Genomic DNA, 23,757 nt, shown 5'->3' with positions numbered 1-23,757 from the left:
TGAAAAGGTAAAACTCTTGAGGGAACTAGATGAGTACAGAATTGTTGAGTACAAAAAGGTGGTGGGTCTCATCATCTCTGTCTGGTGAGGGTTAAGTGGTTGCACTCCCTGTGAAACAGAAAGCCCTATCCGTGAGGAAGGGATGCCTACATCATAATCTTTGATTTGATGTAGGAGAACGTCACATAACTACTTCTGTTGACTAGGGAGTAAATCAGAAAAAAGCACCCATAAAATTATGGATGCCTCATTTAATTAAATATCAATCAAAGTTACAATTCCACCATTATATAACTTTTAGTAGCAGCCACCACGACGGTAGCTACTACGACGGTAGCCATAGCCACCACGGTGACCATAGCTTACAGAGCGACTGTATCCATAGCCATCATAGTAGTAGCGAGGGCGACCGTAGTCATAATATACAGAGCGACCGCGACGGTAACCATCACAACCACAACCACCATTAATAGTAGCAGATTCTTCAGTGGAAATATCGGAAAATAGTTCGTTGTTTTGAGTGTCTTGCATGATTTTTTTCTCAGAGTTAATTAGATCGACAAGCTAGTATAAATTTATGTTTATTTATTTAACTATCTTGTGATGTATAGTCTATTCTTCTTAGAGTGAAATGCAACTTCAGGATATTTTTTTTAATTTCTGTATATCAGTTTTTGTTGGGTGGCAGTTTGTTTACTATTGTAGGTGAGAAAATAATGCTAAAGTTAAAATAAAATTTGGAAAATTTTCTGGAGAATAATCTTGGAAGAAATAAATTCAATTACTAAGTCAGATATTATCTATCCTGATACAGACGGATAACCAATAGCAAATAATGGTTGTGCGAAATAATAATTAGAGCGATCGCTAATCATTGTTCTTCAAGTAGTAGCCTTAATTTAATCTAAAAATTACCTAAAAAAATCAAAAATGACAGTTGAAATCACACTTGATTTACCAGAAAGTCTTGTCGAATTAGCTCAACATTTGGGAAATACAACTCAGCGAGATGTTAAACGTTAGAATAAAACTTATTAGATTAATCTTGCTAAAACTACTAATAAAACATTTATGAATTCAACTAACTTAGTTTTTTTCTTGATTTGGGGTTTGTCTGGAGTATTTTTCTTTTTTGCCTTCTTGATTATTTGGCACAAACGTCGTTCTGATCTCCAACCTTACTTTTCCTATGGGTTATTAGCTGCAGGTATTCTTTTCAGTATGCAACTGTTGTCTATTTTATTAGATTTTGATATTAAAAGCTTATCATTAGCCAAAGTTTTTGGAATTATTATTGCACTATTAATTGATTCTTTGAAAATGATGATTTTTACAAAAGTTGGGATGGACTATGCTACCAAACTTGCCTATCCGCTGTCTTTAAACACTCATGTTTCTAGAAGAAAAGTTAAAGACCATTTGCTGAAACTTTCCCAATTTATGATTCCTACTTTGGCTGTTGCAACATTATCCATACTATACTCTATTATTTTATTTAAGTTTACTAACCCTGAAATTGCTTCCTCTATGAAGAGTTTGTTTGATGGCGAAATGAAGGCAGAAAATTATTCTGCTGCTAATTTTGTATTTTTCCTCGTTGCTGCTTTTGGTGAAGAAATTATTTATCGTTTAGGAATCCAAAACTATTTAGCAATACATCTAAACTGGCGACATTCTCGCTACTGGTTAGCAATTTTAGTGACTTCAATACTTTGGACTATTGGACATACAGGTACTCTTAGTCCTAACTGGGTAAAGTTTGCCCAAATTTTTCCAATTGGTTTATTACTAGGTTGGCTTTTTCGTAAATACGGTATTATAAGTTGCATTCTAGTTCACGGTTTATTTAACGTAATTATACCATTGTTATTAGTTATAGAAAATTATACTATTAATACCATTGTTTTTAATTATTAAGGAATAGGCGTTGGTAATTTGAGGTATGATATCATGTCCGGATAAGAGCGCGATAGAACTCCATGACCTTTACCGAAAAATTAAGGTATAAAGCCTCTCCATTCATGGAGAAAAAAGCGGTCGAGGGATGGCGAGGTCCCCTCGCCATATCCAATCGACCAAGAGAAGAAAAAAATTCCTTTTAATCCAATCCTCTTCTTTTCAAGGAGAGGTAATTCTAAATTCGCGCATTCTTAATTCGCGCATTCTTGAAGCTCCCCGAAAAACTTTCTCCTTCTACTCGGGGTTTCTTCTTTTTTCTTCCCTCCTGACTCCTGACTCCTGACTCCTGACTCCTAAATAATTAAGATTAATATCATACATGAATTTACCAACGCCAAGGAATACAATACTTCCGAGCATATTATGATTCCTCCAAGTGGAGAATGGTATTTTTTATGAAGCCTAATTTTGAAGAAATGACTAAAGCTGAATTAAAAGCTTACGTTTTAGAACACCGAGACGATATCGAAGCAATTCGGTTTCTTTTTCGTATTCCACCAGGAGTGGAAGTTAAACGATATCCTCCTGTTTGTACTGAAGAAGGTGTAACAATTCCAGAAAATATCCGCATTATGGAACAAGGAATTCAGGAGAGAGTGGCGCGAGATAATAGTTAGAGCGATCGCTAATAATTGTTCTTCAATTAGATCCTGAAACATTAGTTCAGATTTTTGGTTGTGCATTAGTAGAGTGTGGGAAACGCCCTAGTAGGACTGGCAAATCTAATCTAAAAGCACTGATATATAAATTTTTTAGGATTGTTGTCGGGAAAAAAGTGCAAAGAATTCAGCCTTTAAGACCAAAAAGTTAGGACTTTGGGCAGACACTTCCCAGAAAGATACAGGTACAATTATTCCTCCTACTTTCGAGTGTCTCCCCACACTTCCTACACTCCCCACACTTCCCACACTTCCCACACTTCCTTGACGCACTACCAGATTTTTATTCTCAGCTTTGGCGTTGGTGATTTGAGGTATGATATCATGTCCGGATAATTACCGATAGAACTCCGTTCCGCGCTCCGCGTTAACCCAGTTGTGCCCCAGCAAAAAAAAACTTTCTCCTTCTACTCCTCTTTCTTATTCTTTCTTTCCTACTGACTTCTGACTTCCTCTCCTGGGAGGAGTTATATACAATCCGGTTATATAATATATGTTCATAATTGGTGTCTACACTTCAATCTCTCCATCCCCCCATCTCCCCATCTCCCCATCTCCCCATCTCCCCATCTCCCCATCTCCCTACGATACAATAACTATTCAACCGGATTCTATATTAGGGGTGGGTTGAGTCCTAAGTAATTAAGATTAATATCATCCACAAGCTTCAGCAACGCCTCAGCTTTTTATTTTTGCTTGCGCTTCAGTGTAGAGACAGCACCAGCAGCACCAACTGCAAGTAGTCCCAATGTTGAAGCAGGTTCAGGTACAGAAGTAGATACAGGAGTAGATACAGGAGTAAGGGCGATCGACAAAACATCTGTCTGTTCTGCCTCTTGTTCAGTAATACTTATTGAGAAACTACCACCGATACCTGCCAAAATTGGAGATACAACTTCTAATTCTAGCTCGTTATTGCTATCAGTAGTGTTATCGCCAAATAAAACAGAAAAAGACAAAGAACCATCAGAAGTCTGACTTACCAGTGTCCCATTAACATTATTTATTGTATCGCTGAAAAGCTCTGACTCTAAAAAATTAAAACTTGAATCAGTAAAATCATCAAAAATCAGGGGGGTAGGTAGGGAAACAGAATTTCCTCCCAAAGCAAAATTGTTTATAACCAATTGCTCTAATTCTTGCTCATTAAGCACATCATCATTAAAAGCGTCATCAACTACATCTAAAAAACCTGAGAATGAATTATTACCTACTTCAATATCCAATTCAAAAGTTAATGCTTGAGCTAAGTTAGCTTTCATGCCAACCAAACTAATAGCGGTAGTACAAATAGCAACAGCAGACAATTTTTTCAACAGTGAAATCATAAGTTCTTAAATCCTTTTTGCACAAATAATTCAGAGATAAAACGTAGCTTACCCAGGCACTGATAAATATTTTACTCTATCTAAATGATGCCAGACTTTTACAGAGAATGTCATTAGTTTTATTGGGTCTTCATCAAATCTTCATAAAAACTAGGCCATAATTGAAAAATTTGAAGTGTTTTCATGGGTATATTTACTAATTAGGGTTTGCGCTCATAAAGTCTTTTTGCTCTTTGTAGGAGACAGGAGACAGGAGACAGGAGAAATGGGAATGAGCGAAGAGGTAGGAGAAAGAATTGTAAGAATGATTTTTCTGCCTAACTATGCGCCTAAAATACGCTCCATGCATGAGCATGAAGAGCTGAAAACCAAGGTATTACAGACCCCAAAAAGGCACTTGTCTTTATATGTCAATGCTTTTAGATTTAATCAGCAAGCCCTAATTACCCACCTAATACTAAATCCGGTTGTATCCACTCTGATAAGTTTTTTAGGTTGGGTTGAGGCAACGTTAGCGGAGCTGCTCCGCAGAATAAACCCAACACTATCTTTGTTTGTTGGGTTGCGAGATACGCTTAACCCAACCTACTCACACCTTCAATTTCCTCATCTGCTACATCATACAATTCTCGCAATTTCTCCAACTTTTCCTCGTCTGCTTCCCAAAAACCCCGTCCGTTCGCCTCCAACATCCGCCCAATAATATTGCGAAATGCTTCTGGGTTTGCTTCCCGCAATTTCTGCGCCATCTCTGCATCTAAAGCATAAGTTTCAGCAGCACCGTCATAAACCCAATTATCAGCAAAATTAGCTGTACCGCCCCAACCTATCAATGCGGTCATTCGTTGGGAAATCTCGTAAGCTCCCCCACTACCTTGATTTGCCATTGCTTCTGCCCATTTTGGATTCAATAATTTTGTGCGATATTCCATCCGCAACAAGTCTTCTAATTTTCGGGGGGTGGTATCTTTGGAGAAACTTTCGACGAAACTCGCACTTATTTTTTTACCCCTTTGTTTCTCTGCTGCCAATTTCAACCCACCAGTATTAGCATAATATTCCTGAATGTCTGTCAAACCATACTCCACCGAATCAATTTCTTGAACGATGCGATCGCAACCTTTCAACAACTCTTGCAAAATTTCTGGTCGTGCTTGACCTTTATCCTGACGACCGTAACTAAAGACATTTCGTCCTTGCCAAGTATCGCCCAATTCATCTGCTGACTCCCAGTTACCATCGACAACTCGGTCATTGACTAAGGAACCAAAATCACCAGCAGGATTGGAAAATAACCGTGCCGAAACATTTTCTATACCTTGCGCTTGCAATGCTAAGGCGTGTTTGCGGATAAAATTCTGTTCCACAGGTTCGTCTGCAGTTGCTGCTCGCTGGAATAGATCGTCTAATAGTTCGATAATATTGACAAAACTATCTCGGAAAATTCCTGATAAATTTCCTAAAATATCAATGCGGGGATGACCGACTTCAGCTAAAGTCTTTAATTCATAACGAACGATTCTACCCGTACCTTCTTTGACTGGTTCAGCACCTACTAATTCTAATAAAATTCCGATTGATTCGCCACGGGTTTTAATAGCATCTAAACCCCATAACATTACTGCTACAGTTTCGGGATAATTATTATTTTCTTCCAGATGTTGATTAATAATTTTCCTAGCAATTTCTCGCCCTCTTTCATAAGCAGCGGGAGAGGGCATTCGATAGGGGTCTAAAGCATGAATATTTCGACCTGTTGGCAAAACTCCCGGACCATCTCTTAATAAATCTCCTCCTGGAGCAGCAGGAATATATTCTCCATTTAATCCGCGCAAAAGATTAGTTAGTTCGTCAGTATTTTGCATCAACAAATTCCGAATATTTTTAACACTTTGCTTAACATTATCATCCGTATATCCCTGCCCAAAATCCGAGTCTAGCTTATCAGCATTTTCCACCAACAAATTCCGCATATTTTCAGCATCATTCTTAACATCATCATCCGTATATCCGTGCCCCAAATCCGTGTCTCGCCCTGCAATTTCTTCCCCCAAATAAGCCTCCAAATAAGATTTTAATTCCTCCTCATTCGGAACTTCCCCCAAAGTATGTAAACCAGAAGAAAATAATCTTTGTTCTATAACCTGCAAATATTCATAAACTTCCAAAAAATAGGGATTAACTACATCTGCACTAAACATATGCGCATTTTCTGAAGTAAATTCAATTCCTAATTTTTTGCCATACTCAAACGGGCAATCTGAATTTAAACCAGTATCAATAATTTTCTTAAAAATTGGTTCTCGCAACCCTGAATTTTTCTGTGGGTCTTCCCGATATTCAGAAATTAGTTCTCGCAAACTGACTAATTCTTTATATAAACCTGCCCGACCATAAGGCGGAATATTATGAGAAATTAATACTCCATAACCCCGACGTTTTGCCAACATAGATTCGGAAGGATTATTAGCAGCATATATATATAGATGTGGCATATTTCCTAACAGAATATCTGACCAAGAATAACCAGTATTTCCCAAGGGCGAACCGGGCAACCATTCCACTGTTCCGTGCATTCCAAAGTGAACAACTGCATCAGCTTGAAATTCATTTTGCAGCCATTTATAAAAAGCTGCATATTGGGGATGGGGTGTTAAATCTCTTTCAAACATTAGGCGCATGGGGTCGCCGGAAATTCCGAGGGGTGGTTGTACTCCTAGCCAAATATTTCCTAATTTAATGCCGCCAATATGGAAATTTTCACCATCGGTTTTTATACCCGTGCGGGTGAGATTTCCCCATTGTTTTTCCATGCGAGTTGTTGATAGATATCCTAACCATTTTTCGAGACTTTTAATATTGACTTGAGAAGGATGCGGGGATGAAGAATGTGAGGATGAAGAACGTGAGGATGAAGAATGTGATAAAGATGAAGGACGCGAGCAAGATGCTCGCACTGGATCTGAATTATGGGGGGAGGAAGAGGAAGAAGAATAAATTTCATCTGCTTCTTTAATTTGACGGATAAGTTCTTCCCCATCTTCGGGAATTTCTCCAACGTCGTAACCTTGGTATTTCAGAGCGTGGAGGAATTTCAGGAGCGAACGCGGCACATTTAACAACGCTGCTGTACCTGTGGCGCCATAACCGGGAGGAAAACCATAGAGAATAACGGCTATTTTTCTTTCTGCGGGGGGTGTCTGACGCAGTTTTATCCAATTTTTGACTCTACCCGTGAGACGTTTCACTCGTTCGGGAATTAAATAAATATCTTCTCCCACTAAACCACCCAGGGGAACGGGGTCGATCGCTCCATCTAATTCTGGCAGTGCATATAAAACGACACTTTGCAAACCTCCCACACCTTGGCGCGTCCAAGAATAAATATCTTGAATGAGTAGGGGTGCTGCGACAAAATAGGGAACATTTTTGGCAGTGAGAATGCGTTGGGAAACTTCCACTTGTCGTCCTGCTTCCATGGAACCCGCAGGACCACCCACCAAAGGAAAACCAATAGTTGAAACGACTGCATCGACTTCTACTGCTTCGGGAGAAAGGGAAAGTATTGGTTTAACAGAATCAGACTTTTTACTTTTGACTTTTGACTTTAAATCTAGTGAGGGCGAATGCCATTCGCCCCTACATCTGTGGTTTTCAAGGTTAATTTGCGTAAGTCCTGTTTCAGGAGAATCATACTTTGGAATTTCATCATACTTTTGCATTTTGACTTTTGACTTTTGACTTTCATGCTTTCTGACCTTTGACTTTTGAATTTCTGAAGCGCTGGTCATCCAGTCTCTGACGGCGACATGACCTTCGACTCCGTTGATAAATACGGGTAGAGGTGTTAAACCTGCTTCTTCAAATTTGCGGATAAGTTGAGGAATGTATGGTTGTTTGGTAATGACGTGTTTGCGGTAAAGCAAAATTCCAACAACGGGAGTGGGAGAAGTTTGTTTTTCTTGGCGATACCATTCCAGATATTTTTTGGGAGACTCAAAATAACCCTGGTAGTCTGGATGCAGTAAACCCATATTGGGAGTTTCCACTGGTGGGGGTATTTCTCCAACTTTTAAATCTAAATATTTTTCTGCCAACACCCAACACATCGCAGCAACGTTTTCTGTACCCCCCGCATTCCAATAACCGTAAATTATCAACCAGTTGCGGAGGTCTTGCACTTTTTTCACTGGTACAAATTTGAGTAATTTCGGACCTGTTTTCAGGAAACTGATATAACCCGCAAGTTTGTCTTCCTCTCTCCCACTGGAAAATTTGCTGAGAATAAATTTGACTGGTTTTGGCATTCCTTTGGGTTGGTCGCCAATAATAAATTTTCCCAATTTTGTTAATGCCATTAATTCTAGTGCTGACTCAAAAACAAGACGGATGGGAATATTTTGTACTCTTTCGCGCAACCATAACACCTGGTCGTAGTCAAAAAGCAGACTGCCGAAAAAAACATCAGCATTTTCCAGAGCAGTAGCGACCATTTCTGGTTGTTGGGAAAGAGCGCGATCGCTAAATACTTGGATATCTAAATCTGGACATTGGGAAGTTGCCATTTGAGCAGCTTGACGGTATAAACCTGCGTTAAAAGATTCAAAACCAGCGATTAAGACAATGCGTTTCATGGCCTAATTTTAATAAAAGTTACTATACTATTAGGGTAACGAAAAAAGACTAATTATTAGACTTGTCACTTTATAAAACCAATTTGATATCTATAGAACCCATTTGGTATCTTCATCAATATTAAGTTTTTTGAGCTAGGAGACAGGAGACAGGAGACAGGAGACAGGAGGTAAGAGGATAGAGGTAAGAGGATAGAGGGTAGATGTGGGGAGAAATAATATAAAAAATTCAACACTCCTTGCTGATGATTGTTCCTCACTCATTGATGCGCGAAAAGATTTGACTACCATAATTATATAGACCTCAAATGGGTTCTATAAACGTTGACTAATAAGGGTTTTAGCCATTTTTTTAGCTTAATTCCCAACAACTCTAATAGACTTGTCGCTTTATAACTTAAAAAATTACCAAAAACCTTGTTCTATAAGGATTGTAGCTATTGGAAACTAAAATACCTTGGAATAATATCAAATCCGTTTAATTCGGTATAAAAAAATGTTCTATCTTCAACCATTACCAAATATTTCCCCATCTCCCCATCTCCCCATCTCCCCATCTCCCCATCTCCCCATCTCCCCATCTCCCCATCTCCCCATCTCCCCATCTCCCCATCTCCCCATTTCCCCATCTCCCCATCTCCCCATCTCCCCATCTCCTTATCCCCTTATCTCCTTATTTATTTACATTTTTCTGTATTTATTGAATCGAAGATTTATCTCTATTAAGCTACAAATATATAANGCGGTATAGGAGTTGGAGGATTAAGAGGGGCGGGGGGTGGGGGGGGGGGGGGGGGGGTGTGGGGGGGGGGGGGGGGGGGGGAGGGGGAGAGGGGGAGGTGGGGAGATGGGGAGATGGGGAGATGGGGAGATGGGGAGATGGGGAGATGGGGAGATGGGGAGAGGTAATAACAGCTAACATAATTAGGTAATTTATCCTTATTTCAATCAATACTGTTAAGGTTGCAGGACTACCGGAAAATATATTTTGGTAATAATTTCTAGCAAATTATCAACTATTGCAGTATCTTCAACAATATAGAGATTAAAATTCTTGAGAAGATAGCATTCTTCCAATTTTCTCATTTCCTTCATAATAATATAATCATATTTGTAAAACTTTAACTATAAGAAGTAGACTATAAATTTGAGCAGAAGTGAATGTATTAAAAAGCAGTAAAAAAAATATTAGGACTTACGAATGAGGTACGAAAAACTAGAATTTGAGTGAGATTGCTTTCCGTTCCGGAATGCTGCACAAACCCTGTCGGTCGCTTCGGACTAAAAAAAGAGGGCGAATGCCATTCGCCCCTACGACTTTTGACTTATAACTTTTGACTTGGAAAAAAATGTCTAATCCTCTCCTTTCGCTCAACTATGAATTTGCCATCCAAGCTTTAGGTGGTGACTATTATGATGAAGTACTTGCTGCTGAATTTCCCCAACATATTTTGCGGTTTCGTAATGATAAATTGCTGCCTAAAATAGGATTAACTCCTGAAGATGTTAAGGATGAACATTTTATTGAAGCTTTTGGTAAATTTCATTGTGTCGGACCTTTTTTAGCTCTACGTTATCACGGTTATCAATTTGGTGAATATAATCCTTATTTAGGAGATGGTAGGGGTTTTCTTTATGGTCAAGTGCGTGGGGTAAATGGTGAATTATATGATTTTGGCACCAAGGGTTCTGGTAGAACACCTTATTCTCGTAGTGCAGATGGTAGACTGACTCTCAAGGGAGGGGTCAGAGAGGTATTAGCAGCCGAAATGTTACATCGTCACGGGGTACGTACTTCTCGATGTTTTAGTTTGATTGAAACTGGGGAGGGGTTATGGCGTGGAGATGAACCTTCTCCTACTCGTTCGTCGGTGATGGTACGTTTTAGTAGTTCTCATATCCGGTTTGGTACTTTTGAAAGGTTGTATTTTTTCAAACGTCCCGACTTAACTAAAAAGCTATTAGATCATGTAATTGATTATTATTATTCTGAATTAAAAGAACAGAGCGATAGCTATTTTTTATTCTACTCAGAATTAGTAAAAAGAGTTGCGAAATTAGTAGCTCAATGGATGGCTGCGGGATTTTGTCATGGTGTATTAAACACTGATAATATGTCAATTACTGGGGAAAGTTTTGATTATGGTCCTTATGCTTTTATTCCCACTTATGACCCCAAATTTACAGCAGCTTATTTTGATTATTCTGGTCTTTATCGTTACAGTCATCAACCTTTAGTTTGTAAGTCAAATTTACACTTACTTCAAGACGCATTAGCTGCAGTTATTGACCGAGAAAATATGAGGGCAAGTTTAGATGAATTTGATGATGTTTATCTGCTTGAATATCGGAAGTTAATGATAAATAGATTAGGGTTTGAGCAGTTGCCAGAAACAGATGCAGAAAAGTTACTTCAGCTAACTATTAAACTGCTGGAAAGTTCTCAGGTTGGGTATCACGATTTCTTTTTAGGATTGAGAAAAGAATTTTCTCTACATTGGCGTGATGATATTAATCAAATTTTTGCTGATTTTGAACAATCAGAATTAATTGAGCCGTGGCGACAATATTATTATCATTTATTACAGACTTATTCTAATGATGAGTTAAAAGCAATGGCGGAAAGGTTGAAACAATATAATCCTCAACAAAGTTTAATTCGGCCTATTATTGAATCAGTATGGGAACCTATTACAGTAGAGGATAATTGGCAGCCATTTTATGATTTACTGAAGCAAATATGTGAATAAAATTTATTGCAGTGCTTTTGCCGATCTCTGAACCACATCGTCACAACAAAAATAGTACTTTTAAGAGTTCAGTTTTGAACTGCTTAATAATCCCCGCACTTTACGGCAGGGAGTATCAAAGTCTTATTTTGTACTAAAGTCTCACTATTACCGAATTATTAATAATTAATAATTAATAATTAAATAATTCTGGTTTAAAGCCTCCCCTTTTACAGCGCTTTTCAAATTGATGAACCACATCTTCACACATTAAACCTTGTAGGGACGTTCCATGGAACGTCCCTACTGTGGTCTACCCAAATGAAAAACGCTGTAAGGGGAAAAAAAAGAAATAATATCTCCTGATATTCAATTCCGTAACGGTTAAAACCCGAGGTAATTATCCATTATCCATTAATGAAAATATCTATGGTGCAAGCCAGGGGAAGGGATCGGCTGGCTCGAACATTGCCGAAACTTCCCCGACGAGGATCGGATGACCTTTCAATTCCAACTTCATCGGTTCTGCCCCCTCCTGAAGGTTTAGCTTATCCATCTCTACCCAGAAAACATTTGGGCTGATAGTGGATTCAAAATAGTAGGTGAGGCTCTTCTGATCCGAGACCGTCCGCCAAATGGTAGAGGCTATGTTTGGTTGATCCTCGTCGGTAATACCCAGTGGCACAGAAGCGTTGCGGACAATGCTGAACACTGCGGCAACAGCCTCGCGAGGATCGTTAAATTTCGGCACGGCACCTAAGTAATAGCTAGCGCGGGCAAACCGATCCGAGGCGCGGTTTGTGCCAGGCAGGAAAGTCAGACCTCCGATATCCTTCCAATAAGCATTGAGCGGAATCTGATCGTCATATATAGGCGAGTTGGTCATCACGTCGTATTCCGACCCATGATGGATAACTAACTTGCCATCAATGTATTCAAAGATCGCTGAGTCTCCAGTCTCGTCGGACAGCGACAGATGCAGGCCGGCGCTGCTGCCATTGGGCAAATCGGGTGCAATAATCCGGAATGGTTCGGTACTCAGTCCTTCAACTGCCTCGGCGACGTTGGCATAATTATCCAAGGCGTATTGGCCCCAGGCTCCAACTGATAAGGCTGGCTTACCGTCGAGATCGCCGTAATCTGCTTCTGCAAGATAGAGGACATTGGCAACTAGACCTTCTTCGTTCATGCCGTCAGCGGTGCCGATATCGTAACCTGAAGTAATAATACTGCCATATTTCGAGACCCAGTTGATCGAGTCTGGTCCAACCCCACCATTACGTTGCATCCCCTTGGGAAATGCCCATAAATCGCTGTAAAGGTCTTCGGTCCAGTCCAAAGTTCGCCCGGTAACTATCCTAGCGTCACCAGCTTTGTAGACAGCCCGGGTGCAAGCCTGAGCAGCCGGGGCCACTGTAATTGCGAGGATGGCAATCAATACAGCCAATACTGCTACCAGTTTTTTAGTCATAAATCAATTATAGTAAAAGTGAAATCACCAGACCGAATTTATCAGATCAATACTATTTTTACAATAGACATCAGCTTGGATTTGGAATAGTTAAAAGAGGCAGCACAGAAGTCTCGCGAAGAAGGCAGATCAGCTTTGGGGGTTAACTCTGATGAGGTGATGGTTCCTTTATTAGGAACGGTTTGTGAGGGAAAAGGCCAAAAAATTTAGTCAATGCACTGGTTTATATAGCTTTATATAGCGGTTCTCATATTAATCAGATGTAGTATTTTTTTGCTATTCCCATATTCTCAAAAACAATGGTGTGATATTTTGGGTGCTCTTAAAGCCAGATGCAAAATATTAGATTTTGACTATTTGAGGCTGTGGAGCGATCGCGCAGCGGAACGGAGTTCTATCGCCTAAAAATAACTCCAGAATTAGAAAAAGCTTTGGATGAAACTAGCCTTGTTAAAAGCTCATATCAAATCCGTCTAATTGCATATACATCCAATTACCTTACGATCAGGATTTTAGCCTAATAGACACCTCCAATTATAAAAAATAAAATCAATTATCGTACTCTTGTACTCTTATTCATCAATTCTTTCCCCTACTCCCTCTTTTATGGAGATGTCTAATTAGGAAATTTATTTTGCACGATTACTTATTACTAAATCGTTCGGAAAAATTGTCGATCGCCTTTTGTAAGTCCTCTTCTGTGAGAGACTGTAATACACTAAAAGTAAATGGTTCTTGATTAATATATTGTAGATAAGACCCACTTAAATATGGTAAAGATTGAGATTGATTGGTCAGATAAGCTTGAAAAAATGCTAAATTTAGTGCCTGCATAAAAGGATAAGCTAAATTAGGATCGGGACCAACTAATTTCATTGGTAGTTCTAGAGAAACTTCCTCTTCTTCTTCTACAGCAATAAACGAAAAATGAGTTGCTGGTTCACTAATAACTAAATATTTTTCTTTAGTAGTTAAACTTATAAATGGATAAATTTGCTCTGGAATTGGTGGAGCAAAAATATCTCTAGTACTAGCAACAATCATCAAAGGTATTGCAATTTTACTAATTTTTTGAGGTCCAAATACACCACTACTAATTGGATTTATTACAATAGCTGCTGTGATACGTTCATCTCGTAAATTGTTAGTTATTTCTGCTGGTAAATTACTGGTTTGACACTGTAATAATAGAGATAAATTAAAGATAAATTTAGTATCTTCAGATTGGCAATCTTTTCGTAAATCTTCTAGGTCTAGGGGAGCACCTGCAAGACTTAAAGCAGTATAACCGCCAAAAGATTGACCTACTATTCCCACTTGTTGAAAATTTAGCTGACCTCGCCAAATTGGATCGGAGTTGATTTTTGCCTCTAATTCATCCAGTAAATATGTTATATCTAGTGGGCGATTAATAAATTCCATTCCATCTACAGGTCTGCTAAAACCTGCAAAGAAATTTTCAAGTTTTTCTGCACTTGAACCAATATGTTCTGGTACTATTACTGCAAAACCATGAGAGACTAAATGTTCGGCAAGATAGGCAAAGCTATTAATGTCTGAACCTAAACCATGGGAAATAACTATCACAGGAATTAATTTATTTCCAGAACTTTTGGGCAAATAAATATTTGCTGGAGAAGAGCGATCGCGATTAGGATTTCTAAAGGTAATAGATTGTTTTTCCCATTTTATATTTCCTGGTTGCCTTAAATCTGGAAAATTATTAAAATCAACTTTATTCTCACTAAGCGATCGTTCTTTAACTTGACTTTGTAGTTCTGTTACAATCAAGCGTTCTTCTACAAATCTCTTGATTAATTCTTCAGTTAAATTGATACCTTCTTCAAGTTCTATTAACAAATCTCCAGGAAATTTTTTCAACAAATTAATAATAGTTAAACCATCTGGTTCTTCAATAGCTAACTGGAAAGCTGTTTGGAGAGCTGCACTACCATTCTTGTTTTCTCCAGTTTTCAATATTTTACCTAATCTTTTCAGAATTTCTTGTCCTGCCGGTTCTTCCATAAATGTGTTGACAATAGTAGGATTAACATCAAAGCGCTCTTGAAAAAGTTCTCTTAGTTCTTGTTTTTGTTTTTTCAGAACTGTCTGTATTTCTTTTGTTTCTTCTGTTGTTAGCAGCTCAGAATAAAAGCTAAATTCTTCACTAAATTCTCCTTCTTTAGCAAACCTTTCGATAGATTCAATTGGTATTTTTAATTGAAAAGGTGGCAGGGAAACTACGATTGGATCTGTAATATCAAGAGCAGGAATAGAAATTATAAGATTTTCAGCAGCAGAGGCAGAAAGAGTGGTAAAAATAGGTGATAATATAGTTAATCCAGCAATCAATATCGAGTAGTTTTTATAAATTTTAAATAAAGCTAATTTTTGTTTAAATTTACTGATTTTTCTCTGCTGTAATTGAGCTGTTTTAAGGCCTAATGAAATGAGGATACTCCTAGGAATAGACTGTGTTTTTAACCAATTAAATACCATCAAAAACTCCTATTAAATTCAAGTATTTATATTGTGCCATAAAATCTCATTTTCATCTATAATGCAGTAATTAAAAGAGAAGGATAGGCATATATATCCACAAGCATTATTTTTTAAACTAGTATAATATAATAGGAATAAAAACTATTATTATTCTACAGAAAAAAGAAAAGCCTGTAGTTAGAGGTCTGATTCTTACAGTGCTAAAGTGCAACTACAAACAAAGATTTTTTTTTGCAGGATTTTTCAAACCAAAAATATAATCAAATATGATAAAATCTAAAATTCTTACCACTGTTACCTAATACCATTTCTAAATAGTAAGTGGTTGTGCAAAATTAATTACACATTTATACAAGTTGAATTCTTGAATTTCTAAAGAGCGCAGAGAATTGGGATAGGTAAATAATTTTGCTTAGGTACTTAATGCTATATTTGATTACCATCTTCCCATCTCCCTACCTCCCCATCTCCCCATCTCCCCATCTCCCCATCTCCCTAGCTCCCCATTACTAAAGATATAAAACTTTTTGAGATTTGGTATAATTGATTTTGAGAAGATGTATCATAGTCTACTAAATGAAAAGAGTAAATCTGCTATAGTAGAAGATTGGTAAATAATAGTTGAATCAAAATTCTATGCGCTTAGAGCAGTTGCAGGCATTTCTTTGTGTTGCAGAAACGGGTAGCTTTCAACAAGCAGGGCGAATATGTAACGTCACTCAATCAACAGTTAGCCGACAAGTTCAAGCTTTAGAAAATGAAGTGGGTACTCCCCTATTCCACCGTAGCAGTCAAGCCAAACTCACCCTAGCAGGAGAATGTTTATGGCCTTACGCTAAGAAAATTTGTCAAGCTTGGGAAACTGCTACCCAAGAAATAGCAGAAATGCTTGCCGGAAAACAACCAGAACTTTGTGTTGCAGCTATTCACTCTGTTTGTGCTGCTTACCTCCCCCCAGTTTTGCAAAGATTTTGTCGCCACTACCCAGAAGTAAAATTGCGAGTAACTGCTCTAGGAAGCGATCGCACCTTGAAGGTTCTCAAAGACGGTCTAGTAGATATAGCAATAGTAATGAATAACCGCTTATTTACTGCCAGTCCAGAAATGTTAGTAGATGTTCTCTACACTGAACCGATAGAAGTATTAATGGCAGCTAACCATCCCCTCACAAAATATGAGCAAATTCCCTGGAGCGAACTTATTCGGTATCCTCAAGTAGTCTTCAAAGATGGCTACGGAATGCAAAGATTAGTTAAAGAGCAATTCGAGCGACTAGGAGCAAAACTCAATGCAGCATTAGAACTAAATACCCTTGATGCTTTCCGAGGAGTAGTACGACAAGGAAATTTAATTGCTCTGTTACCTCATTCAGCTTTAATAGATGTTAAACTCGACCCCACCCTTGCCATAAAAACAATAGGAGTAACTCCGACTACTTCTAAGGTATCATCAATAAAAGATTCTGTTTGGAGTCGTGAGGTGGTGGTGGTGACAACTAGCGACCGGATACAAATTCCTCCAATAGAATATTTCTGGGAGCTAGTAAAAGAATTAATTCCACAGCAAATTAATCAAACAACCACAACAACAAAACAAATAGCTAATTAACCAGAGAGCATTGACTTAATCAAAGAATAACGATATAGTAACTTAAAAAAGAGCCCTATTTATTAGACAGACTGCCAATACGCATACATGAAATCCATCAGAACCAAGCTCAAACTTAATAACAAACAGAAAACGCTCTTGGCTCAACACGCAGGTTATAGCAGATGGTGTTATAACTGGGGGTGATTAACTGTTGAATGAAAATTGTATAAAATAGTTGGTATTTGTAACAAATGTGTGTTAATATTAAACAGGTAACTAAAAAAATGAAATAATTCTGCATGAATGCGACTTGTTGACAGACATATTATTAACCGAACACATAACTTTTGGCGAGTGTGTGATGAGTTAGCCTTTAAGTCAAAAAACTTGTATAATTTGGCTAATTATTACTGTCGTCAGCATTTTTTCTGTACTGGTCATAGTCTGGATTTAACCAAACTATACCATGCAACCAAAGAGAGTGATGCTTACAGAGCCTTACCAACCAAGGTATCAAAACAAATAATCAAATGCTTGGTTGCCACTTGGCGTGGTTATTTTCAGGCAATCAAAGAATGGTCAAAACATCCAGGGAAGTTTTTAGGTAAACCCAAAATACCAAAGTATAAAAATAAAACTCAAGGTAGGAATGTAGTTATATATTCCAAAGAATCAGTCTATAAAGCCCCTCTTTTAGATGGTATTTGTCACTTATCCATGAGTGAAATCAAAATACCTGTAGTTGTGGATACTGTCATCGAAGTGAGGATAGTACCTGCTACTGCCTGCTATATAATTGAAGTAGTGGCGTGAAAAAACTCTTCAGCCACAAATACACTCAACATATGTAGCTGGGATTGACTTAGGGATTGACCGTAAGGTAGCTCTATCTACAAATAAGCCTGGTGTCAAACCACTGCTGATTAATGGGAAGCCGCTAAAAAGTGTCAATCAATTATATAACAAGCGAAAAGCCAAGTACCAAAGTGTTCTCAAAAGCCAGAAAAAAACTAGCCGTAAGATTGAAGCGTTAACCTACAACCGAAATCGTTTTGTCGAGAATTATCTGCATAACACCAGTAAATTAGTGGTGAATTATTTAGTCACTAACAGAATTGGTATTGTAGTCATCGGCCAAAATGATAACTGGAAACAAGGTGCAAACTTATGTAAAAAAAACAATCAAAACTTTACCCAAATACCCCACTCAAAGCTAATTCAACAGATAACTTATAAATGTCAATTAGCTGGGATTAAAGTCATTGAAACGGAAGAAAGTTACACGAGTAAAACTTCTGCACTTGACCTAGAATTGCCCTTAAGCCATGAAAATTATGTGGGAAAACGAGTCAAACGTGGTTTGTTTAGAAGTGGAACTGGTAAAGTGATTAATGCGGATATCAATGGTAGTCTTCAAATTATCAGAAAGAAATTCCCAGAGTGCTTTACTGCCGAGGGAATAGTGAGCTGTGCCGTACAGCCTATATTGGTTAATCCAATATCAAGAATTTAACAACTGCAATTTTCTACAGTTTTTTTCGTACGGTATAGGTAAACATCCTAGATTTAAGAAGAAAGGTAAACATGATGCCTTTCCTACGGAATGCTACGCAAACACAATTGAAAACCAGTGGAAAACCAATAGAATTAAACGGATGGAGTCACAAATTACCTTTTATTGGTATTGTCAAAACTTATGAACCTATAGAGGCAACAACTAAAAAAAATACTATTAGTAGACAGTCAGGTGAGTGGTATCTTAGTTTAGGTTTTGAGTTTCATCCAAACACAAAACCAAAAAAAACTGATGTTATAGGTGTAGATTTAGGGGTAAAAACCTTAGCTACTCTAAGCAATGGCAAGGTTTTTTCCAGTATTAAACCTTACCATAAAGCGCAAAAGAAACTAGCTAAGTTACAACGACAACTTAGTAGAAAAGTTAAACACTCAAACAACTGGTACAAAGCTGTAATTAGACTAGCCAGACAGCATGGACGAGTAGCTAACATCCGCAAAGATGCACTCAACAAACTAACAACATACTTAGCCAAGAACCACGGCACTGTAGTCATTGAGGATTTGACATACTCCCGACGTTGCCCTTACGGGACAACGCGGGATTCTTCAGTCTGGGAAACCCTGACCGCTGTTTAGACAGAGGTGATGTCCTCCCCCTGTGTTGGACCTTACCATAACAAAATGTACCTAGCTTGTCAAGGGCATATGAACGTTTAGCTTATGAAGGTATCCGAATCTTGGCCCTGGCTTGACCATACGACGCTAAAGGTGCGGGAGAGCGCGGGACTTCCCGCCAGGGAAGTTAAATGTGAGTGGAATGTTAGCCAACCATAAGCTAGCTAAGTCAATAGCCGACCAAGGATTTTATGAATTTAGAAGACAGCTAGAATACAAGTGTCAATGGTACGGCTGTGAATTAGTAGTAGTAGACAGATTTTTTCCATCATCAAAAACTTGCTCTAATTGTGGTCATGTACAGGATATGCCTTTGAATGTCAGAACTTATGACTGCCCAGAATGTGGTATATCAATAGACCGAGACTGGAATGCCTCAATTAATTTAAGAGATGCGGTCGGCTTGACCGTGAATGCTTGTGGATGAGTAACCGCCGACGGCCTCAGTTGTTCGCGCAGCGTTGCGTCAGCAAAGCAGGAAGTAAACATTAAAATGTGGCTATATAACGTTTTATATAAGTTTTATGGAGCAGATAAATTAAATGAGCGATCGCTTTCGAGAATTAATCAAAACCATTGGCAGTGGCCCCCATACAGGGAAAAATTTAACCCGCCAAGAGGCAGCAGCAGCAATGCGGATGATGTTGTTGAAAGAAGCAAAACCAGTCCAGATCGGTGCTTTTTTAATTGCTCAACGCATTAAACGCCCGACTGGAGATGAGTTGGCAGGAATGTTAGATAGTTATTATGAGTTGGGGCCAAAATTGCAAAGCCAACCATCGATGGGTGTAGTGACAGTGTTAGGTTGTCCTTATGATGGGCGATCGCGTACTGCACCAGTCACCCCACTCACAGCTTTAATTTTGGCAACAGCAGGAGTATTTGTTGTGATGCACGGTGGAGCGAGGATGCCTACAAAAGAAGGAGTACCTTTTATTGATATTTGGCAAGGGTTAGGTGTTGAATGGGAGAAACTATCGCTGGCACAGATACAACAAGTATTTGAGCAGACTGGTTTAGGTTTTGTTTATCTACCGACACATTTTCCCCAAGCAGATGCTTTAGTAGAATATCGTCGAGATATTGGCAAACGACCGCCTCTAGCAACGATGGAATTAATTTGGGTTCCCTTTGTAGGGGAAGTTCATCTGGCCGCGGGATATGTTCATCCTCCTACAGAAGGTATGTTTCGAGGAGCATTGGAATTACAGGGTGTGAAAAATTATACAACAGTCAAGGGGTTAGAAGGAAGTTGTGACTTACCTCGCGACCGGACAGCTATTATTGGGGTATCGATGCCATCTGACAACTCTGCCACATTTGAACGTCTCTTTTTGCATCCGAGTGACTATGGTTGTGGAGGAAAGGAGGTTTCATTAGGCTCAACTGCGGAGTTAGTACAGCAAATGCAAGAAGTTTTGCAGGGTAAGGTGAGTCAGTTAATGTCAGCAGCTATTTGGAATGGAGGTTTTTATTTATGGCGTTGTGGAGTTTGCTCTGATATTTGCGAAGGTTTGTCTAAGGCGGAAAGTTTATTAAGTAGTGGTGAAGTAGGGGAAAAGTTGAGAGAAATTCAAGCTAAAGTTCACAACTGAGAACTCACAACTGAGAACTCAGAACTCAGGAGGGAAGAAAGGAGAAATGCATAGGAATTAACAAAGTCAGAACTCAGAACTCAGAAGTTATTTTTGTAACGGGAGTTTGAGCTCCGCTCCAAAAACCCGATCGCCTTAAAAGGCGGGGTTGCGCGACCCATATTATTTTGATAAAGGAGAATAGTATTGATAATTTCAGTATCTCTTTGGTACTGTCAGTACTGTCAGTCCTTAAATTCTATATATAACTGACCCGTCCGCAATTCGTAGCTCCCCCGGAGGGGGAAAATGATATAAAACAGTTAAGCTTAATATTATGAAATCATCCTTAATTGTTATATTTTATAGTATAGTTACAATTCTATCTTTTACATCAAATTTATATGCAATAGCAGTTATATACCCACTACTAAAACATTCATCAGAATTTACAGATACTAATATTATTTATCTTGCTAATAACTGGTATAATTACACAGCTAAAGATGATACTTATACAGTTTTTTTTCCTGGTCAACCAGAAGAAGAAAACTTATCTGTTGATACTTCTTTGGGAAAACTTAATGCCTTATTAGTTTTCTACCAATATCCAGAAAAACAACGATTTTTTTCTGTCTCTAGCATCAAATATCCAGTCGATCCTAGTCAATATAATGTTGAAAAAGGATTAGATGGAGCGCGAGATGGAGCAGCAATCAATTCTAACTCGATAATAATTAGTGAAAAGAAGATTAGCTATCAAGGATTTCCAGGTAGAGAAATAATTTTACAGTCAAAAGTAAAACCTAACTTGAGATTACTTTTAAGAATATTTATCGACCCTAGCGGACCAACATTATATAGTTTACAAGTAGTTGCTGAAGATGGAAATTTAGACTTTCCAGAGGCTAAAGCTTTTTTGGATTCTTTTGTTGTTAAGTAGGAAGTTCGGGAATTCGCTAAATCCCTTTCCATAAGTTATATCTATAGCAATATGATTTTAGTTGTGAGATATTGAAGATTTTTAGGTAACAGGCAACAGCCAACAGCCAACAGCCAACAGACAACAGACAACAGACAACAGAGAAGAAGAAAAAAACGAATACATAAGAGTAAGATAACTGCTATATTCTATCCTTTAAAGAAACATCTCAATTCTCACATCTGATTCCTGATTGCTATAGAATTAATTATTCTCATGTTTACTTCTCGCTCTTAGACGTTGCATGCAACGTCCCTACTCCCCTACTCCCCTACTCCCCTACTCCCAACTCTCAAGAAATAAAACTACTCAGGAATATCCCAAACTTTTTTAGCTAATTGAGTCAATATTTCTTGTCGAGTTTCAATGGCGTGGGAATCCCATTTAATAAAGGTCTTTAAATCTTTTACCGCTAAGTCAATAGTTGTGTTATTCCCAACAGAAATTTTTTCAGCAATAGTTCTAGTCAACAGAAATCTTGACTTAGTATAGCCTAATTTTTTTCCCGTAAAACTCACATTAGTAATAGCAGATTTAATCGAACTTTCTAACAAAGTCAGATTACCTAAAAGTTTACTATAACTTTCTATTTCACGAGGTTTATCGAAAGATAAAATTACTTTTTGAGTAGGATATTCTGGTAAAATTTGTTCTACATCTAATTTCAAAAGATAATTGCTTAAATCATCAATTCCTCCCCCACTACCCCAAGCAGCTTCATCTATGTATTGTGTTAGTTTGGCTAAGATATATTTAATTTGATAAGGCTGAAATGATGACTTATTAAGTTTATGAAATGCTTTCTCAAATTTATCTGCCACTACCTGCTTGCTAGAAAAAATTTGACTAGCAATAAATTGATTAAATTCTGATCTTGATGTGGTTTGACGTAATTCACTAGCCCACTTAAGAATCATGCCATCGAACGCCTTTTGATTGCGATCGCTAGTCAACATTGCCACAAATAATAAATTTTCTACCTGCCGACATAATTCAAGAAAACAATATTGAGGCAATTTATAGGCAGCTAAAAGCAAGATTAAATGTTGCCTAACATTAACGCTGAGACAGCGAATATTTGCCAAATAACGATTTACTGTTCCATCGAGATTATTACCTGACAAAAATGCGACATAAGCTTCTGCCGAGGCTAATAAATCATTCACAAATAAAATAGGTTCAGTATTATATCCACATATAGATTCATTTTTGAGGAACCAATCATAGACTTCTTTTTCTGCAATATAATTTCCATCCTCTGCATATCTTGCCAAAATAAAATAACGCAAAAAACGCATCGGTCTTTCCTGAGAATGATAGAGTAAATCTATCATTTTTTTCCATTTTACTTTAATTTTTTCATAGTCTGTTTGTTTAGCTTTAGCAAAAATCAAATTCTTGAGTAAATCCATATCATCTAGGGGTAAACCACGATGATTTAAAGTTGAATATATTTTCAAAGCATGAGCAACACTAGCTGTTTTTACGCGAATTAATTTAACATTTTTGAGAAAATAGGCATAAAATTTTTTGATATAAGAAATAGCAACTTCATCTAATTCAAATTTAAGAGAAAGAAACTTTCTAATTTCAGCATAAGCATTTTGAATATGTTTAACAGAGCGAGTAGGAGATACTTGGTCTAAATCTGTTTGCATAGCAATACTTTCTAGTATTCCCCTACTTTCTTCATATTGCAGTTCTACCCTATGTTTAAACTGGTCATTACCCCAGTCATCTGTATATAGAGAAGTAATCTTATTTTTTAATGCTTCAATACGTTCATTTGAATTAATAGTTAATAGATAATCTCGAATTGCACAAAGAACTAAATAAGCAGTAGTCATCCGTTGCTGCCCATCAATTACTTCATACAAATTATCCCCACGACTACAAACAATTATACTGCCAATAAAATACTCAGAATAGGAGTTTTGATTTTGCTCAGAAAATTCTTCATATATATCTTGAATAAATTCATTTACTTCTTTTTCCTCCCAAACATATTCGCGCTGATAATCAGGAATGACATAAAATTCATTAAATAACTTTTCTAGAGTCATGTCTTGAGATTCGATAGTTGCCATATAATAACCTCAATAGTTTTAATCAGGAAGAAAGAAGTAATATAGCATT

At 37.8% G+C, this 23,757-nt stretch carries 19 protein-coding genes and 1 pseudogene; 12 read left to right on the top strand and 8 right to left on the bottom strand.

From position 1 onward, the window contains the following. Nucleotides 1-297: 297 nt before the first annotated feature. A complete protein-coding gene (locus F6K23_RS10815; protein ID WP_293154594.1) occupies nt 298-531 on the bottom strand; it encodes a hypothetical protein in 234 nt (77 codons plus the stop codon). Between the two features lie 540 nt (nt 532-1,071). On the opposite strand from F6K23_RS10815, the gene F6K23_RS10810 reads away from it, so the two are divergent. Further along, the gene (locus F6K23_RS10810) at nt 1,072-1,917 is read left to right on the top strand and encodes a CPBP family intramembrane glutamic endopeptidase (protein ID WP_293154591.1); all 846 of its coding nucleotides are present in this window, start codon (nt 1,072-1,074) and stop codon (nt 1,915-1,917) included. Between the two features lie 437 nt (nt 1,918-2,354). Further along, a complete protein-coding gene (locus tag F6K23_RS10805; protein WP_293154588.1) occupies nt 2,355-2,576 on the top strand; it encodes a DUF6887 family protein in 222 nt (73 codons plus the stop codon). A 135-nt stretch (nt 2,577-2,711) separates the two neighbouring features. Here the strand turns inward: F6K23_RS10805 and F6K23_RS10800 are convergent, their stop codons facing one another. The 4 genes from F6K23_RS10800 to F6K23_RS10785 all read right to left on the bottom strand — a co-directional run bounded on the left by F6K23_RS10800 (nt 2,712) and on the right by F6K23_RS10785 (nt 9,209). Further along, nucleotides 2,712-2,891, bottom strand: a complete 180-nt coding sequence (locus F6K23_RS10800; protein WP_293154585.1) for a hypothetical protein — start codon at nt 2,889-2,891, stop codon at nt 2,712-2,714. Nucleotides 2,892-3,304: 413 nt separating this feature from the next. Then, on the bottom strand, nt 3,305-3,946 hold the full coding sequence (locus F6K23_RS10795; RefSeq protein ID WP_293154582.1) for a PEP-CTERM sorting domain-containing protein: 642 nt from the start codon (nt 3,944-3,946) through the stop codon (nt 3,305-3,307). A 575-nt stretch (nt 3,947-4,521) separates the two neighbouring features. Continuing rightward, complete coding sequence (gene bchH / locus F6K23_RS10790; protein WP_293154579.1) at nt 4,522-8,580, bottom strand: magnesium chelatase subunit H; 4,059 nt, start codon at nt 8,578-8,580, stop codon at nt 4,522-4,524. A 437-nt stretch (nt 8,581-9,017) separates the two neighbouring features. Next, on the bottom strand, nt 9,018-9,209 hold the full coding sequence (locus F6K23_RS10785; RefSeq protein WP_293154577.1) for a hypothetical protein: 192 nt from the start codon (nt 9,207-9,209) through the stop codon (nt 9,018-9,020). Between the two features lie 171 nt (nt 9,210-9,380). Between F6K23_RS10785 and F6K23_RS10780 the strand changes: the two genes are divergently transcribed. Continuing rightward, nucleotides 9,381-9,512: a hypothetical protein gene (locus tag F6K23_RS10780; protein WP_293154574.1), complete on the top strand. Its 132-nt coding sequence runs from the start codon at nt 9,381-9,383 to the stop codon at nt 9,510-9,512. A 417-nt stretch (nt 9,513-9,929) separates the two neighbouring features. Beyond that, a complete protein-coding gene (locus F6K23_RS10775; protein ID WP_293154571.1) occupies nt 9,930-11,330 on the top strand; it encodes a YdiU family protein in 1,401 nt (466 codons plus the stop codon). Nucleotides 11,331-11,736: 406 nt separating this feature from the next. Here F6K23_RS10775 and F6K23_RS10770 read toward each other — a convergent pair whose 3' ends face one another. Together F6K23_RS10770 and F6K23_RS10765 are read right to left on the bottom strand one after the other, a co-directional pair. After that, a complete protein-coding gene (locus F6K23_RS10770; protein WP_293154568.1) occupies nt 11,737-12,780 on the bottom strand; it encodes a linear amide C-N hydrolase in 1,044 nt (347 codons plus the stop codon). 642 nt (nt 12,781-13,422) lie between these two features. Next, nucleotides 13,423-15,279 (bottom strand): alpha/beta hydrolase, encoded by a 1,857-nt coding sequence (locus F6K23_RS10765; RefSeq protein WP_293154565.1) that lies wholly within the window; start codon nt 15,277-15,279, stop codon nt 13,423-13,425. A gap of 639 nt (nt 15,280-15,918) precedes the next feature. Here F6K23_RS10765 and F6K23_RS10760 point away from each other — a divergent pair. The 8 genes and pseudogenes from F6K23_RS10760 (at nt 15,919) to F6K23_RS10725 (ending at nt 21,582) form a co-directional block, all read left to right on the top strand. After that, nucleotides 15,919-16,890, top strand: a complete 972-nt coding sequence (locus tag F6K23_RS10760; protein WP_293156108.1) for a LysR family transcriptional regulator — start codon at nt 15,919-15,921, stop codon at nt 16,888-16,890. An 87-nt stretch (nt 16,891-16,977) separates the two neighbouring features. Beyond that, nucleotides 16,978-17,073 (top strand): annotated as a pseudogene (locus F6K23_RS10755) (helix-turn-helix domain-containing protein); the annotation flags it as partial. 102 nt (nt 17,074-17,175) lie between these two features. Then, complete coding sequence (locus F6K23_RS10750) at nt 17,176-17,685, top strand: hypothetical protein (RefSeq protein ID WP_293154559.1); 510 nt, start codon at nt 17,176-17,178, stop codon at nt 17,683-17,685. Nucleotides 17,686-17,704: 19 nt separating this feature from the next. Continuing rightward, entirely contained in the window at nt 17,705-18,385 is a 681-nt protein-coding gene (locus F6K23_RS10745) for an RNA-guided endonuclease InsQ/TnpB family protein (protein ID WP_367267696.1), read from the top strand. Nucleotides 18,386-18,492: 107 nt separating this feature from the next. Beyond that, nucleotides 18,493-19,026 carry a transposase gene (locus tag F6K23_RS10740; protein WP_293154556.1) on the top strand — a complete coding sequence of 178 codons (534 nt, stop codon included), beginning with the start codon at nt 18,493-18,495 and terminating at the stop codon, nt 19,024-19,026. A 181-nt stretch (nt 19,027-19,207) separates the two neighbouring features. Continuing rightward, complete coding sequence (locus F6K23_RS10735) at nt 19,208-19,492, top strand: RNA-guided endonuclease InsQ/TnpB family protein (RefSeq protein ID WP_375340754.1); 285 nt, start codon at nt 19,208-19,210, stop codon at nt 19,490-19,492. A gap of 115 nt (nt 19,493-19,607) precedes the next feature. After that, complete coding sequence (locus F6K23_RS10730; protein ID WP_293154553.1) at nt 19,608-20,660, top strand: anthranilate phosphoribosyltransferase family protein; 1,053 nt, start codon at nt 19,608-19,610, stop codon at nt 20,658-20,660. 316 nt (nt 20,661-20,976) lie between these two features. After that, nucleotides 20,977-21,582: a hypothetical protein gene (locus tag F6K23_RS10725; protein WP_293154550.1), complete on the top strand. Its 606-nt coding sequence runs from the start codon at nt 20,977-20,979 to the stop codon at nt 21,580-21,582. Between the two features lie 344 nt (nt 21,583-21,926). Here the strand turns inward: F6K23_RS10725 and F6K23_RS10720 are convergent, their stop codons facing one another. Then, nucleotides 21,927-23,708, bottom strand: coding sequence for a DUF262 domain-containing HNH endonuclease family protein (locus tag F6K23_RS10720; RefSeq protein WP_293154547.1), 1,782 nt, complete (start codon nt 23,706-23,708; stop codon nt 21,927-21,929). Nucleotides 23,709-23,757: the final 49 nt, after the last annotated feature.

The sequence above is a fragment of the Okeania sp. SIO2C9 genome, assembly GCF_010672455.1.
GTDB lineage: Bacteria > Cyanobacteriota > Cyanobacteriia > Cyanobacteriales > Microcoleaceae > Okeania.
Note: the sequence above shows the minus strand (reverse complement) of the source record. Positions and strands in the feature narration are given on the sequence as shown.

What these genes read in the sequence shown, in the direction of transcription:
- F6K23_RS10815 (WP_293154594.1), bottom strand. Translation starts at nt 531, where the DNA reads ATGCAAGACACTCAAAACAACGAACTATTTTCCGATATTTCCACTGAA.
- F6K23_RS10810 (WP_293154591.1), top strand. Translation starts at nt 1,072, where the DNA reads ATGAATTCAACTAACTTAGTTTTTTTCTTGATTTGGGGTTTGTCTGGA.
- F6K23_RS10805 (WP_293154588.1), top strand. Translation starts at nt 2,355, where the DNA reads ATGAAGCCTAATTTTGAAGAAATGACTAAAGCTGAATTAAAAGCTTAC.
- F6K23_RS10795 (WP_293154582.1), bottom strand. Translation starts at nt 3,946, where the DNA reads ATGATTTCACTGTTGAAAAAATTGTCTGCTGTTGCTATTTGTACTACC.
- bchH (WP_293154579.1), bottom strand. Translation starts at nt 8,580, where the DNA reads ATGAAACGCATTGTCTTAATCGCTGGTTTTGAATCTTTTAACGCAGGT.
- F6K23_RS10785 (WP_293154577.1), bottom strand. Translation starts at nt 9,209, where the DNA reads ATGGGGAAATGGGGAGATGGGGAGATGGGGAGATGGGGAGATGGGGAG.
- F6K23_RS10775 (WP_293154571.1), top strand. Translation starts at nt 9,930, where the DNA reads ATGTCTAATCCTCTCCTTTCGCTCAACTATGAATTTGCCATCCAAGCT.
- F6K23_RS10770 (WP_293154568.1), bottom strand. Translation starts at nt 12,780, where the DNA reads ATGACTAAAAAACTGGTAGCAGTATTGGCTGTATTGATTGCCATCCTC.
- F6K23_RS10765 (WP_293154565.1), bottom strand. Translation starts at nt 15,279, where the DNA reads ATGGTATTTAATTGGTTAAAAACACAGTCTATTCCTAGGAGTATCCTC.
- F6K23_RS10760 (WP_293156108.1), top strand. Translation starts at nt 15,919, where the DNA reads ATGCGCTTAGAGCAGTTGCAGGCATTTCTTTGTGTTGCAGAAACGGGT.
- F6K23_RS10750 (WP_293154559.1), top strand. Translation starts at nt 17,176, where the DNA reads ATGCGACTTGTTGACAGACATATTATTAACCGAACACATAACTTTTGG.
- F6K23_RS10735 (WP_375340754.1), top strand. Translation starts at nt 19,208, where the DNA reads ATGTTAGCCAACCATAAGCTAGCTAAGTCAATAGCCGACCAAGGATTT.
- F6K23_RS10730 (WP_293154553.1), top strand. Translation starts at nt 19,608, where the DNA reads ATGAGCGATCGCTTTCGAGAATTAATCAAAACCATTGGCAGTGGCCCC.
- F6K23_RS10725 (WP_293154550.1), top strand. Translation starts at nt 20,977, where the DNA reads ATGAAATCATCCTTAATTGTTATATTTTATAGTATAGTTACAATTCTA.
- F6K23_RS10720 (WP_293154547.1), bottom strand. Translation starts at nt 23,708, where the DNA reads ATGGCAACTATCGAATCTCAAGACATGACTCTAGAAAAGTTATTTAAT.